This window comes from Variovorax sp. J22R115 (genome assembly GCF_030317005.1).
Lineage (GTDB): Bacteria > Pseudomonadota > Gammaproteobacteria > Burkholderiales > Burkholderiaceae_C > Variovorax.
Genome location: NZ_JASZYM010000019.1, coordinates 59,733 through 73,445 on the forward strand (window position 1 = coordinate 59,733; position 13,713 = coordinate 73,445).

A 13,713-nucleotide genomic window follows, 5' to 3' on the forward strand; every position below is an offset into this window, starting at 1 on the left:
ACGCAAAGCGCGTTACTGCTTGAAGTCCGCGCCAGCCAGTGAGCCGACGATCGAGTCCGTGTAGGGCATCAGCTTGCCGTCCTTCCAGCGGATCCACACCAGGTCCTTGGCCGTCAGGGCTTCGTGGTTGGTCTTGCTGAACGGTTTGTCATAGGTCTTGAGAACGCCTTGAACCGGGGCCTTCAAGTCCTCCAGCGCGAGACGAACGGTCGATCCGTCGAAGCTGTTGGCTTGCTTCGCTGCGGCGGCATAAAGCATGACCGAGTCGTAGCCGTGCAGTGCGAAGGAGAAGGAGCCCGGCGCCTTGAGCTTGGGGCCGACGCGGTCGAACAGCTTCTGCTGCGCCGGTGTGCGCGACTCGCTGACCGTGCGCATGAAGATCGGCTTTTCCGCCAACGTCTTGCCTGCGGCGTCATAGAAAGTGATGTTGTCTGCAGCCCACGAGGTCAGTACCAGGGGGAAGTAGTTGATCTTTTCCATGCTGCGCACGAGTTGCGCGATCGGGGTTCCCTGCGCCCAGACCACCACCGTGTCGACGCCGGCAGACTTCATCTTGCTCAGCTGAGAAGTCATGTCCGTATCGCCCACGCCGAATCGCTCCGTCGCTGCGATCTTGATGTTCTGAGATTTGGCAATCTCTTCCATGTCCTTCAGGCCACCCTGGCCGTAGCCGGTGGTCTCGGCCATCAAGCCGACGACCTTTGACTTGTCTGTGTTCTTCTTGACGTAAGCCATCAAGGCGGCGACCTGCTCGCGGTCCACCATCGAGACGCGGAACATGTAATTGTCTGCACCTGGGCTCATCGGCTTGGTGATGTCTGTGCCCGAACCCACGTTGCCGATGACCGGGATCTTCTTCTGGTTGGCGATGTGCTTCCAGGCCATGGCATTGCCGGAATTGGTCGGACCGAACACGGCGGCGACCTTTTCGTTGTCGACCAGCTCGCTCATGTTCTGAATCGACTTCGGAGGTGCCGAAGTGTCATCCCGAGTGACAAGCGCCAGCTTCTTGCCAAGGACGCCGCCGGCAGCATTGATGTCGGCAATCGCCGCCTCCATGCCGAGCACTGCCGCCTGGCCGCTTTGCGCGGAGGGAGAGGCCGACAGATCGCCGTTGTAGCCCAACTTGATGTCTTGGGCACTTGCGGCCGTTGCAGCAACAAGGCTCGCGGCAAGTACGGCTCGCTTCAGGAACTTAGGAATGCTCATAGCTGTCTCCGGTTTTTTAGAACTCAGTGAGTTCAGGGTTGCGAACAAGGAAGGAATAAGCCTGCGAATCAGGAGGCAAGGAAGCCGCCGTCAACGGGAAGAGTCACGCCCGTCACGTAGGAGGCCATGCTTGATGCAAGGAACACCACGGGGCCGACCAGTTCCTCGGGCTGCCCGACGCGACCCATCGGCGTGCGCAGCATGAACTTGTCGAGGCGATCCGGCGCTTCCCTCGTGTATGACGTCATCGGCGTCTCGATGACACCTGGCGCAATCGCGTTCACACGGACGCCGTCTTTCGCCAGTTCGACGGCGAGCGCCTGTGTCATGAGCTTGACCGCGCCCTTGGACGGGGAGTACCCCACGACATTGGGAATTCCGGTGCTCGAGGCGATGGACCCGACGTTGATGATCACGCCCTTGGTTTCCTTCAGCGCATCCAACCACGCGTGCGTTGGGAGGAAGGTACCCATCACGTTCACAGTCAGCGTGCGCTCGAGGTTCGAAGCCACCCTCGGACTGTCCAGCCCTTCGCGGATGATGATGCCGGCGTTGTTCACCAGGATGTCGATGTTTCCGACTTCGCTCGCCACGGTGAGCGCCAGTGCTTGGCAAGCATCTCGCGAAGTCACGTCCAGCTTGTATGCGACTGCCTTGCCGCCTGCGGCATTGATCTCGGCAGCAACTGCGGTGGCGTTTTCGTCGTTCAGATCGGTCACGACGACTTCGGCGCCCGCTTTCGCGAGACCCTTTGCGATCGCTTTGCCATTGCCCTGACCCGCGCCGGTCACAAGAGCGATGCGCCCGGTCAAGACCTGCGGCGCCATGAGTTCAGAGATTTCCATTTGTCTGTCCTGCTTCGTTTGTGGGGATCAGGCGGCGCGGACACGCTGGCGCGGAGTGGCCAACTGGACTACATCAGCGGCCGCAGGTCGCTTCGTTTGGTTCGCAAGCACGTTACCGACGACATAGCCAAAGGTCAGCGCCGGGCCGAGCGTGATGCCGGCCCCGGGGTAGTTGCCACCCATGATGCTGGCCGCGTCGTTGCCAACGGCATAGAGACCGTTGACCGGTTGCCGAGCCTGTGTGAGGACTTGGCAAGACTCATCCGTGAGGAGGCCGGCGAATGTGCCGATCTCGCCGACGACGATCTTGATCGCGTAGTAGGGGCCCTGGCGGATCGGAGCCATGCACGGGTTCGGCGTCACCAAAGAGTCGCCCTGGAAGCGGTTGTAGGCGGTGCTGCCCTTGCCGAACTTCGTGTCGATGCCCTTGGCGGCGTCACGGTTGAAGGACTCGACCTCCTCCTGCAGCGCCACGTAGGGCACGCCGATCACCTTGGCCAACTCCTGCAGGCTATTGCCCTTCTTGAGATAACCGCTCTTCAGATGCTTGCCGATAGGCAATGGGAACGGAGCCACCGCGCCCAGCCCATACTCGCGCAGGTGCTTGTGATCACAGATGAGCCAGCAAGTGACCTCAGGCGTCCCCTTGCAGGCCTTCACCAGGTCTTGAATGAAATCGTGATAGGACAGCGCCTCGTTCGTGAAGCGGCGCCCCTTCGGGGTGACCGCAATCGCGCCTGGTTTGGCACGGTCGATGAAGTGAGGCATGACGCCCTCGGAACCATCCTTGCGCTTGGTCACCGAGGTTGGGCACCATGCCGCAGCATTCGGAATCGTGGGGTCGACCCAGCCTCCGACGGATTCACCCAGACGCAGGCCGTCGCCGGTATTCAGCGCGGGCGACGGGGTGAAGTGTTCGTGGCCGGTCGGCGCATGCGGGAACAGCTGCTTGCGACGCTCCACGTCATAGGGGAAGCCACCGCATGCCAGGACCACGCCACGGCGCACGCGGATCTCGAGCGGCTTGCCGTCCTGAACGACGGTCGCTCCGACGACGGCATCACCTTCCACGATGAGCGACTTCACCGTCGAGTTCAGCCAGACCGGGACGTTAAGGTCCATAGCAGCCTTGGCGAGTCGGCCAGCCAAGGCGTTGCCATTGGTCAGCGTCATCCCGCGGCCATACCTCACGACGTCGAGCAAATGGCCGCCGAAGCGCTTGGCGACGTACCAGAAGGACTCGAAAGATTTGAAGGCACGCAGGAAGTGCCACAGTTCCTTGCCGGAGCCGAGCATCATCCCGAACACGGTCAGCTCGGGCACGGGCGGCGCCAGCTTGTCGATGCGGCTGCCCAGTTCTCGCCCGTCGAACGGGCGGGTCACCATGGACCGGCCGGCCGGCTGTCCGCCAGGTGCTTCGGCGTGGTAGTCGGGGAACACCGGCGGCATGTCGAACTGCACGCATGTGTTCTCGGTGAAGAAGTCGAAGGCTTTGGGTCCGTTTTCGATGAAGGCGTCGACCCGCGCGGCATCGAAATGGGTGGTGGCCTCGTGCTGCAGATAAGCGCGCGCCGCCCCCGCCGGCTCGACGATGCCCTGCTCCTTGGCGAGCTTGGTGCCTGGAATCCACAGCCATCCGCCCGAGCGTGCGGTGGTGCCGCCATAGACCGGCGCCTTGTCGACGACCAGAACCTTGAGGCCCTGGTGGGCGGCGGTGACTGCCGCCGACATGCCAGACGCACCAGTGCCGACCACCAGAACGTCGTACTCAGTTTCCTGCTTGCTCATTGCCCATTGCTCCTTGAGGTAGGGGCCTCATCTGTGACCCGATGACGTTAGTATGGTGCTAACGCATCTTTCCTATGCTAATGGTTTACCCTCAACTAATGAAGTTGTTAGAATCAGATTGTTAGGAGACGCTATGGCCGCACTTGAAAACGAAGGCAGTTCCGAAAAGGAACGTAGAGGCATCCAATCCATTGAGGCTGGAGGCCAACTGTTGCTTGCGCTCGGCGCGCAGGGTCGCCCGATGCCTTTGAGGGAACTCGCCAAGGCTGCAGACATGGCGCCTGGGAAGGCTCACCCGTACCTGGTGAGCTTCGCCAAGCTGGGGTTGGTCACCCAGGAGGCGTCGACGGGCTATTACTGGCTCGGGCCGACCGCCATGCAACTTGGCTTGGTCACTCTTCGGATGCTCAATCCCGTTCGCGAGGCCACGCCGTTCGCGGAGGACTTAGCGAGGGAGACGGGGCACAGCGTCGCTCTTTCGGTCTGGGGCAATCAAGGTCCGACCGTCGTGTATCTCTTCGACGCAATCTATCCTCTTCACACCAACATTCGAACGGGGACGGTCATGTCGTTGGCCGGCACGGCCACGGGCCGCCTGTTTGCTGCCTATCTCCCCCCCAAGCTGATCGAAGAATCGCTGCTGGAGGACGAACGGCGACTCGGCCCCGACATCGCAAAGCCTATCGACGCGGACGATTTGCACGGCATGCTGAACGATGTGCGCAAACACGGGGTGTCTCGCTCGATCAACAACCCCACACCCGGCGTCTGCTCCTTTGCTGCACCCGTCTTCGACTACTCGGGAAACATCGTGCTGGGGATCACTCTCATGGGACGCTCGCGATCTTTCGATACGGAGTGGACGGGCACCCAGGCGAAAGCGGTGAGAGCTTGCGGCGTCGAAGTTTCTAGACGCCTCGGTCGTTGAGCGCTGCGCTTCGGCGGCCCGCCGCCACCGCCACCGCGCGGCGATCCGCTACGTAACTCCCCTGCGAGCCAAAGGGCGTCACGCCGTGGGCCGGCGAGCCGAGTTGTTACTCGAGGCTGATGTCTGCTTGCAACTGCAAAACCGACGTTTGGGGAGCGAGGTTGAAAGTCGCCGCTTGAGGGGGCGTTGCCGCCGCCCCGTTCGCTCGTCTCTCACTCAATGCATTTCAGCAAGCGCCTCCTTGACGCCTTCCTCACGAAGCGGGAAGTCGGCCCCTTCCAGATGCAGCGCAGCCTCCGCAGGCACGGGGGTCGCGCAATCCTTGTAGATCACGCCGTCCTTCATCACGAGCTGGATCTTCGCCGGATCGGTCAGGAGCGAAAGGTCCTCCAGCGGATCGCCATCCACCAGCACGATGTCCGCCAGGTAGCCCGCCTTCAACTGGCCCAGTTCGTCTGGGCGCAGCATGATCTGGCCGCCCAGCTTCGTCGCCGCCAGTAGTGCCTCCTTGGGCGTCATGCCGATGTAATCGACGAAGTATTGAAGGTCGTTGGCATTGGTGCCATGGGGCATCCACGCAAAACCATAGTCGCCCCCAGGCAGGATGCGGATGCCGCGCTTATGCATCTTGCGCAGCGATGCCGAGGCGATCTCCAGTTCGCGCTTGTAGCCCATCTGCGTCGCGACAGCCTCGGTGATGCCGTACTCGGCGGCGTGGAAGGTGGTGCGGATGAGCCAGCCGATGCCAGGTGCGACAAAGTGCTTGTCCTTGGCCGCCTCGAGCATGTCCAGAGCTTCCTCGTCCGCAAAACTCGCGTGATAGACCATCTCGATGCCGTGGCGGACGCACTGCTTGACCGATTCGCTCGACCGCGCGTGAGCGGCCATGCGCTTGCCGTAGCGCTTGGCTTCCTGCGAAAGCATTGCCACTTCTTCCTCCGAGAATGGCGACATCTCGGCCGGCAGGCCGGCGATGTACTCACCGGACAAGTTGATCTTGAGGTGGTCGACGCCGTACTTGATGAACTTACGCGCAGAGCGACGAATCTCCTCCGGCCCGCTGCATACGCTTCCGAAGCTCAATTCCTCGAAGTCCATGTGAGGCAGCGTGTTGTCACCCAATGCCCCGATCGTTGTGATCTCCTGGCTGCCGGCGAGGTAGCGCGGGCCCGGAAACTCGCCCGCCTCAACTGCGTTGCGAAGCACAACGTCCAAGCGCGGCTTGGCAGCAGCCGCGCCGATCGCGGACGTCCAGCCCATGTCAAGGTAGCGCTTGGCCACCCGTACGCACCAAAGAATGTGCTCTTCCGGCGGCATGAACTGAATAGCCGCCAGGCTGGGCTGGTCGTTCCACGAGAAATGCGTGTGGGCCTCGGTCATGCCGGGCATGAGAAAGCGGCCTTTGCCGTCGATGACGCGGGCGTCGTCGGTGCTCACGCGATTGGGCGCGCGGGCCACCTCGACGATGCGCCTGCCTTCGACGAGCACGTCGCCGGTGTAGGTGTCTTCGCCCGTGCCGTCGAAGATGCGGACGTTGGTGAATGCGATGCGGGTCATGGCTTGTCTCCTCCGGCCCGTGGTGCCGGAAATGGGTTGATGAAAGAAGCGGAGAAAAAGAGATCAGCGCAGCGATGCGTAGAACTGCTCAAGTTCCTGCGTGCAGCGTTGCGGCTTCTCGAAGGTCGTCCAGTGGCCGCAGCCATCGAAGACCACTTGCCGCGATCCGGTGATGCGCGCCGCCATGGCGGCCACGTTGGCGGGCGGAGCAACGCCGTCCTGGTCGCCTGTCACGAGCAGGGTCGGCACGCCGATGCGCTCGATCTCGGCCGACTGTGCCTTGGCCAGTGCCTCGCAGCTTTGCGCATAGCCTTCGGGCGATTGGCGCATCACGCTTTCGCGAACGAGTGCCAGTACGGCGGGTTGCTCGGCCTTCGTCTCCGGGCTGGTGGCGCCCTTGACGATGGCGTCGGCAATCTCCTGCATGGCCGCCGCACCGCCACGCGCGGCCGCCGCACGCGCCACGATGTTCGGCCGAGCCGCTTCGGGTGGTGCGACCAGCGGGCCGAACAGGGCCAGCGACTTGATCTTGCCGGGGTTGCGCACGGCGAGATGCTGCGCAACGACGGTGCCGAGTGAGTGCGCCAGCACGTGTACCGATTCGACGCCCAAGTCGGCGAGCAGGACTTCGAGTGAAGCGGCATAGCCTTCGATCGTCAGCGGCTCCGCGAGCAGCGGCGAACGTGCGCTTCCGGGGAGATCCGGGCGGATCACCTTGAAGTCCGACAAAGCAGCCAGCAATGGCGTCCAGGTGTTCGACGAACCGCCGAGTCCGTGAATGCACAGCAGCGCCTCGCCGTTGCCGTCGATCTCGACGGCCAGTCCGTTGATGATTTGAGTCGTCATCGCGTTGCGCTTCAGACGAACTTGTTCTCGATCGCACCCAGGCGATCAATCTCAACGCGCACTACGTCGCCCGCCTTCAGGTACCGCGGCGGCGACATGCCCATGCCCACCCCGGCCGGCGTTCCCGTGGCGATGACATCGCCCGGATACAGCGTGATGCCGCGCGAAATTGTCTCGATCAGCGTCGGGATGTCGAAGATCATGTTCTCGGTCGGGCCGTCCTGCCGCAGCTCGCCGTTGACCCAGCAGCGCACGCGCGTCTTCGTGCCGTCGAACTCGTCGGCCGTCACGATCCACGGGCCCATCGGGCAGAAGGTGTCGAAGGACTTGCCCATGTCCCACTGGCCGTGCCGAATCTGCACGTCGCGCGCCGTCACGTCGTTGAGGACCGTGTAGCCGAACACGTGGTCCATGGCCGCAGCGCGGGTGATGTTCTTGCCGCCCTTTCCGATGACGACGGCGAGTTCGGCTTCGTAGTCGATCTGTGTCGAGATCTCGCTGGGAACCAGCACGTCGTCGTGCGGGCCGACCACGCACTCGGGCACCTTGGTGAAGACGATGGGCCATTCGTCGGTCTTGGCGCCGCTATCCTTGAAGACGGAGGCCGAGAGTTCCTTGGCGTGAGCGTGGTAGTTGCGGCCGACACACCAAAGGTTGCGCCGGGGCTTGGGCAGCGGCGCGTCCAGCGCGACATCCGCCACCTTGACGGCTGCACCGATCGCGACTGGCGCCGCTCCGCCTTGGGCCATGGATTCGATGATGCTCAGGGCACCCACGGCCGCTTGCTGCGGCGTCAGGTCGAGCGGTTGGATGGTCAGGCCGTCGTCGGAAACAAGTCCCACGCGGCGGGTGCCGTCGGCGATGTAAGTTGCGATGCGCATTTCAGTCTGCTCCTGTGATTTCTCTCTGCAGTTTTGCGGTTCCGATCAAGGCACCGCGGGGATGGAGCAACTTTAAAAACGCAGCTCTTTTGGCGCTTATCGACGAATCCGACGACGTATCAGGGAGTCCGGTGCAGTGCTAGGTACTTACCCGGGTGGCCGTCAAATCAGGGCTCGCCAAGGCGAACAATTGCACCGTCAACCCACCTTGGAGGAGCTGAAAGATGGCGGAGGCGTACGCGCTGCACGAGGGAGCTTTTGGCACGGCGATCGTTCTCGAATCCCGAGCCAACCTGGTGTCGCACGCCCATTCCGAATCGCAACTGGCGATGTGGCTCGGCGGCAGTCGTGCAGTCGCCAACGTCGGCGCTGAGGTCGTGCCCTACGGCGAGAACGTCGCACTCGGCGTCAACGCCTTCGAGGCGCACGACATGGTGATGGAGGGCAGCGGCTCCTGCCTCTTCCTCGTCTTCATGATTTCCAAGCAGTGGCTGGACGCGCTGGGCAACGCAACGGGACGCAACTTCCGATTTCCCTCCCCGCGCGTTCCCATCAACTCCGCAATGCGCCGCTCGTGCTGGCGGGTGCTCGACCTGATCATCTCCGCCGACAAGTCGCGCCCGGCCATCGACGACGAAGTGGAGCGGCTTCTGGAGGCGGCCATTGCGGCTTCGACCACCGGCGGCGCCGAATCGCCTGCGAGTTCCGTGGGCGTGATGCTTGACCATCGTCTGCGCAGCGCCATTGCCCACATGCGTGAACACGTTTCCGAAATCACGACGATCGATGAGATCGCGGCGAAGGTCGGGTTGTCGCGCGCGCACTTCTTCGCTCTTTTTCGCGACCAACTCAACACGACGCCTCAGGTGTTCTGGAGCGGCGTGCGGGTCGAGGAAGCCATGCGCCGCGTTGCCGAAGGCGGCGCACTGACCGAGGTCGCCATGGATCTCGGATTTTCAGCGCCAGGCAATTTTTCGCGCTTTTTCAAGGAGCACACTGGCGTTTCGCCGTCGATCTTCAAGCGGGCGGCGCGCGATCCGTCACCTGTGACCGTTACCGGCGTCCCCAGGGAGCAGTTCTAGGCTGGCGGCTTCGATGCAGTCAGGGCGCAATGCCAAGTCTTGCTTCGGTGCGAATCGGACCAACCGATGGGGCTGCTTTCGCCGGCATACCGGCCATGCGACAGTCGATGGCGAGCGGCAGCACCGGGCCCTGTGCCGTCCGTCGCCGCCCATCGACCTACGTTAGGTATGTCGTGCGAAGCTGCCTTTCGCCGCTGCGCCGGGAGCTCACCAATCCGGCGAGGAGCGGTCCTTCGAGGCGCGACGAAGGCAGGCGCCGATGAACAATGACCGTGCCGACTCACGGCTGGAGCCAGAAGCGGCGGTTGGTCCACCTGCTCTAGCACGGTCGGTGAACGGGTACCTGGCCACTCAATGTGGTCACCACAGAGCGGCCGTCACCAAGATCAGCAGCGCATGGCCGACTTTAAATGCCGCATCACCGTTCCGTTCACTGTTACGCTCCGGAACCGGCAGGAAACTCGCTGTTCCATAGGGGATCTTGGTCATGAGATGGTTGGCGGGGCTCATTCTTCTGTTCTCTGCGCTCATCTGGCTTTTCCCGGCCTCCGGCCAAGCCCTGCCGTTTCCCAGTGCGCCAATCAATCTCGTGGTTCCGCTTGCCCCGGGTGACGCTGCGGACATCGCCGCGCGCACCTTGGGCGAAGAGATCTCGAGGCTGCTGCAGACGCCGGTGCTGTCGATCAATCGACCCGGCGCAGGGGGCGCTGTAGGTACCCACAGCGTGGTCCAAGCCAAGAAAGACGGGTACACGATTCTGTTTGCGCAAAACAGCGCGCTGACCTTTCGTGCCGTTCTCGACCCGCAGTCGGTCACCTACGACGCGCTTCGGGATCTGGTGCCACTCGGTACCGCCTCACGCACGCCAACGCTCCTGGTCGTGCGCAGCGACTCACCGCATAGGAGCTTCGCGGAGCTGATCGAATACTCGAAGAGCAGACCGGGCCAGGTGCGCATTGGTCACCCCGGCTCCGGCTCCGTCGGTGATTTCTGCGTGCAGTTGATCAACGCGCTCACGGGTGCGGAACTCGTGGGGATTCCGTATGCCGGCGCCGCGCCGGGCATCGTTGCATTGCACGGAGAACACATCGAAGGTGTCGTGCTGGCGCTGGGTGCGCTGAGCGCTCACATCAAGTCAGGGGCGTTCCGGGGCCTTGTCGCTTCGAGCAGATCTCCCGAGTTTGTCGACATCCCCACGATGCGCGAGCTCGGCTATCAAGAGGAACTGTTCGGCATCTGGTTCAGCTTTCTCGCGCCCGCAGGCATCCCCGAAGACGCGAGGAAGGCCCTCGTTCGCGCGATCGAGCAGGCGGTGAACGCTCCCGCAGTGACGGCAAGGCTGGCGCCGCTCGGCATTTTGCAGAGCTATGCCACACCCGAGCAGACTACGGCCGAGATCCGCGCGGAGTTCAAGCGAGTGGGGGACATGGCCCGGAAGACCGGTTTGATCAGATGAGGCTGGTCCTGCAGGCGCCGAAGGAGACCTATTGCAGCGCTGCCGCGGCGCGCGCATCCGGCACCACGTCGTAGGCATAGAGGCGCTTGCGAAATTCGGCGTGCGCGGCGAGCGCCGCGTCTCGGGCACTGAGATCGATGTCGGTAGAGTCGAGACGCAGTCCATTCTGTCGGGCACCAAGCTGAATCTCCGCCACGCGCGTGCGACGCAAGCGATCGTAGGCAAGCAGCGACTTTCCTACTCCCGATGTGTCCACCTGGCCCAGAATCGTGGCGAGCGCCATGCCGTCCTCGATGGCCTGGTTGGCCCCCTGACCCAGATGCGGAAGCATCGGATGTGCCGCGTCGCCGAGCAGCGTCAACCGGCCCTTGGTCCAGGTCGGTAACGGCTCGCGGTCGTAGAGTGCCCAGCGAAATGTCTCGTCGACCTGCTGAAGGACACTGGCGATGCGGGGATCCCAGCCTTCGAACTCGCGGACCAGCACCGCTGGATCGCCGGGTGCGGACCAGGATTCCTTCATTTCCTCATCGGTCGGGACAAACCCGACGTAGTTGACCATCGTTGCGTGACGAACAGGGAAGACCAGGAAATGCCTGGACGGTCCGGCCCACATTTGCCAGCGGTCCATCGGCCAGTTCGGCAGGCGCTCCCGTGCAATGAGACCTCGATAACAAATGGTGCCGTGAAAGACCGGCTTGGAGAGCGGAAAGACGTAGGAACGCAGTTCGGAATGTATTCCGTCGGCAGCAACCACAACGTCGGCCTCGGCCATGGTGCCGTTGCCAAATTTGACGCGGGCTAGGTCGTCGGTCTGCTCGAAGGCGATGGCACGATGGTTGGTATGGACGATCCCGGCGGGCAGGTGGGCAGCGAGGAAATCGACAAAGTCGGCGCGGTGCATGCCAAAGGTCGCGTTCCAACCGGAGGCATCCGACACCTGCACCGGGGCGATCGGGGTACCGTCGTGGCGAAAGTAGTAGGAGCCGGGACCCACTCGCGCACCCCATCTCTCGACGGCGGGCCCGAGGCCCACACGCTCCAAGTGGCGCACAGCATTCGGTGTCACAAACACACCAGCGCCGATCTCGCCCAATGCGGACGCCTGTTCATAAACCGAAACACGCAGCCCCTGTCGGATCAGCGCATTGGCGGCAAACAAGCCGCCAATGCCGCCTCCGATGATCAGCACGTTTGGTCGAGATGCCATTTCAACCCGATCGATCATCATTCAACAGGGCATTGTGAGAGCGCAACCTGCGGAGGGCAACGGCAATTGACGAGGAGCTGCTTCTCGCTATGCCGGGCGAACGCGCCTGAGGCTTCTGGAAGATCGCGAATGGTCTCTCTGATCGGCCGCCCTTGACTGTGGGGCTCGGACGACCACCCAGTTGTTTGGGTAGCGGCCACTGGATTGCCTTCGACATCGGAAACTCGCCGGCCGCGTGAGCGTCGGCGATCGGAATCCCCACAGCGGCCGCGCGCGGACCAATGATGGCGCCTTGCTGGTCCTGGAGCACGAAAGCAAGGTCAGGGGCCTGCTGGCCCATGAGGTCGAACCACTGAGGCGTCAAATCACCAGGGCGGTGAGCCACCGTGTTTGCTTGAGGCGGCAGCGGGAACCCGCGGGTCGTGTCCCTGGTTGCTCATCGCTTCATTGTCCCCAAGGGCTGCCGAGTTTCCACGGCACGGTGACCGGGATCGCGTCACCCAAACTTCAACGTGGGGCCTTCGACAAGCTGAAGCGGGATGACGGATACAACAAGTGACCGTGGGTAAGTCTCGTAATGCCCGCGCCACCCGGGACCTGGGTTGCTAGCATGCGCCATGACCAGCATTCGAACTCTGGATGCGATGTCAGCGGTATTGGCAACAAGCGGACCTGCTGCGGCCTTGGCGTACCTCAACGAGGGCGTCCCGCACCGCTTCACCGCCGTTTATCGATTTGCAGGGCCGCTCCTTCACAACGTTTTCCTTCACGACAAGGCCGGCCGGATGCGGCCCGACTTCTTGGCCGTGGTTCCGTTCAGTCGCAGTTTCTGCCAGTTCGTGGTGAAGGATCGTGCGTTTCGTACCGACAATTCCGTCGCCGACCCTCGCCTCTTCGGGCACGCGTTGCGGGGAATCGTTATCTCCTATCACAGCGTGCCGGTGCTCGATCATGTGTCGGGAGAACTCTGGGGCACGCTTTCCCATTTCGACATGCGGCACCTGCACCTGCCTGATGAAGAGTTCGAACTTTTGCAAGGTACGGCTTCGCTGCTTCCCCGACATCTGGCCGACATCTGATCGGGGCAGCTTCCAAGCCTTCTTCGATCGCTCGCTGAAGCCTTCGGTGCACGCAACGCGTCGTTCGCCCTCACACCGGTGGTGCAGCCTCGTTTTTCACCGGACCCTCATGATTGCGAGAGCTTGCGCCTTGCGGGCGCCAAGCCCTCTAGGCGGTCCAGTTGCGTGGCACGGCTGCCCGACGGAATGGGATGCTGGACGGCGCCGCCTTCAGTCCTTGAGGTCTGCGGGCACCTTGCCCCCGTTGGCCGCAACCTTCGTCATCACCTGCCGGTGAAGCCACACGTTCATAGCGGCCGAATCGTTCACGTCGCCGGCGAAGTGAAGTTCCTGCGCGAGTTCTTTCCTGGCGGCGAGGGAGCTGTCGAGGCCAAGCAACTTCATCAGGTCCACGATCGACGTTTTCCAGTTGAGCTTTTCACTCGACTTCGCAGCCAAGCCGTCCAGCATCCCTTCGACGTCGACTTCACTCATCGCGACGGGCGCTGCGGGAGACGTGGGTGCGTTGCCGGCAGGCGCGGTTGCGCTCGCTCCTGTGGACGTTGGCGCCGTTGACGCTGCGGAGCCTGATGCCGGGGCGTTTGCCGCGTGCGAGGACGGGAAGATCTTGCCAAGGATGTTGCTGAGGATGCCCATGAGTTTTCTCCTGAAAGAAGCGACAGTGCACCCTGTTGCCGTTCCCTGGTGTGGGACTTCGCCGCCATGACGGGGGTGAAGATCCCCAGGGCCTTTGAGATCCGCCGTTACTTCGTCGGTGCACGCGACGCACCTGCTCCACCTGAACCTGGCAGCAGCGTCCCCGCCCGCTGTCTAGCCTCCCGATTCGGTTGCCAGA

13 protein-coding genes are annotated in these 13,713 nt (G+C 62.8%); 4 read left to right on the forward strand and 9 right to left on the reverse strand.

Annotation, left to right across the window (positions count from 1 at the left end; all coding sequences use genetic code 11):
• Window positions 1-12: 12 nt before the first annotated feature.
• The 3 genes from QTI04_RS28270 to QTI04_RS28280 all read right to left on the reverse strand — a co-directional run bounded on the left by QTI04_RS28270 (window position 13) and on the right by QTI04_RS28280 (window position 3,842).
• Window positions 13-1,209, reverse strand: a complete 1,197-nt coding sequence (locus QTI04_RS28270) for an ABC transporter substrate-binding protein (RefSeq protein ID WP_286618498.1) — start codon at window positions 1,207-1,209, stop codon at window positions 13-15.
• Window positions 1,210-1,277: 68 nt separating this feature from the next.
• Window positions 1,278-2,054, reverse strand: a complete 777-nt coding sequence (locus tag QTI04_RS28275; protein WP_286618499.1) for an SDR family NAD(P)-dependent oxidoreductase — start codon at window positions 2,052-2,054, stop codon at window positions 1,278-1,280.
• Window positions 2,055-2,081: 27 nt separating this feature from the next.
• Window positions 2,082-3,842 carry an FAD-dependent oxidoreductase gene (locus tag QTI04_RS28280; RefSeq protein ID WP_286618500.1) on the reverse strand — a complete coding sequence of 587 codons (1,761 nt, stop codon included), beginning with the start codon at window positions 3,840-3,842 and terminating at the stop codon, window positions 2,082-2,084.
• 133 nt (window positions 3,843-3,975) lie between these two features.
• Here QTI04_RS28280 and QTI04_RS28285 point away from each other — a divergent pair, with 133 nt between their 5' ends.
• Window positions 3,976-4,770: an IclR family transcriptional regulator gene (locus tag QTI04_RS28285; RefSeq protein WP_286618502.1), complete on the forward strand. Its 795-nt coding sequence runs from the start codon at window positions 3,976-3,978 to the stop codon at window positions 4,768-4,770.
• Window positions 4,771-4,986: 216 nt separating this feature from the next.
• Here the strand turns inward: QTI04_RS28285 and QTI04_RS28290 are convergent, their stop codons facing one another.
• The 3 genes from QTI04_RS28290 to QTI04_RS28300 all read right to left on the reverse strand — a co-directional run bounded on the left by QTI04_RS28290 (window position 4,987) and on the right by QTI04_RS28300 (window position 8,054).
• The gene (locus QTI04_RS28290; RefSeq protein WP_286618504.1) at window positions 4,987-6,327 is read right to left on the reverse strand and encodes an amidohydrolase family protein; all 1,341 of its coding nucleotides are present in this window, start codon (window positions 6,325-6,327) and stop codon (window positions 4,987-4,989) included.
• Window positions 6,328-6,390: 63 nt separating this feature from the next.
• A complete protein-coding gene (locus QTI04_RS28295; protein WP_286618506.1) occupies window positions 6,391-7,173 on the reverse strand; it encodes an alpha/beta fold hydrolase in 783 nt (260 codons plus the stop codon).
• Window positions 7,174-7,184: 11 nt separating this feature from the next.
• Window positions 7,185-8,054, reverse strand: a complete 870-nt coding sequence (locus QTI04_RS28300; RefSeq protein ID WP_286602393.1) for a fumarylacetoacetate hydrolase family protein — start codon at window positions 8,052-8,054, stop codon at window positions 7,185-7,187.
• A 224-nt stretch (window positions 8,055-8,278) separates the two neighbouring features.
• Here QTI04_RS28300 and QTI04_RS28305 point away from each other — a divergent pair, with 224 nt between their 5' ends.
• Complete coding sequence (locus tag QTI04_RS28305; protein WP_286602391.1) at window positions 8,279-9,136, forward strand: AraC family transcriptional regulator; 858 nt, start codon at window positions 8,279-8,281, stop codon at window positions 9,134-9,136.
• Between the two features lie 360 nt (window positions 9,137-9,496).
• Here QTI04_RS28305 and QTI04_RS28310 read toward each other — a convergent pair whose 3' ends face one another.
• On the reverse strand, window positions 9,497-9,625 hold the full coding sequence (locus QTI04_RS28310; protein ID WP_286618507.1) for a hypothetical protein: 129 nt from the start codon (window positions 9,623-9,625) through the stop codon (window positions 9,497-9,499).
• On the opposite strand from QTI04_RS28310, the gene QTI04_RS28315 reads away from it, so the two are divergent.
• The gene (locus QTI04_RS28315; protein WP_286618509.1) at window positions 9,624-10,592 is read left to right on the forward strand and encodes a tripartite tricarboxylate transporter substrate binding protein; all 969 of its coding nucleotides are present in this window, start codon (window positions 9,624-9,626) and stop codon (window positions 10,590-10,592) included. The two genes, QTI04_RS28310 and QTI04_RS28315, sit on opposite strands and share 2 nt — an antisense overlap.
• Before the next feature lie 28 nt (window positions 10,593-10,620).
• On the opposite strand, the gene QTI04_RS28320 is transcribed toward QTI04_RS28315, so the two are convergent.
• Window positions 10,621-11,820 (reverse strand): FAD-dependent monooxygenase, encoded by a 1,200-nt coding sequence (locus QTI04_RS28320; protein WP_286618510.1) that lies wholly within the window; start codon window positions 11,818-11,820, stop codon window positions 10,621-10,623.
• A gap of 596 nt (window positions 11,821-12,416) precedes the next feature.
• Between QTI04_RS28320 and QTI04_RS28325 the strand changes: the two genes are divergently transcribed.
• Window positions 12,417-12,878 carry a GAF domain-containing protein gene (locus QTI04_RS28325; RefSeq protein ID WP_286602388.1) on the forward strand — a complete coding sequence of 154 codons (462 nt, stop codon included), beginning with the start codon at window positions 12,417-12,419 and terminating at the stop codon, window positions 12,876-12,878.
• Window positions 12,879-13,088: 210 nt separating this feature from the next.
• Here QTI04_RS28325 and QTI04_RS28330 read toward each other — a convergent pair whose 3' ends face one another.
• Window positions 13,089-13,514, reverse strand: coding sequence for a DUF3597 domain-containing protein (locus tag QTI04_RS28330; protein ID WP_286618512.1), 426 nt, complete (start codon window positions 13,512-13,514; stop codon window positions 13,089-13,091).
• Window positions 13,515-13,713: the final 199 nt, after the last annotated feature.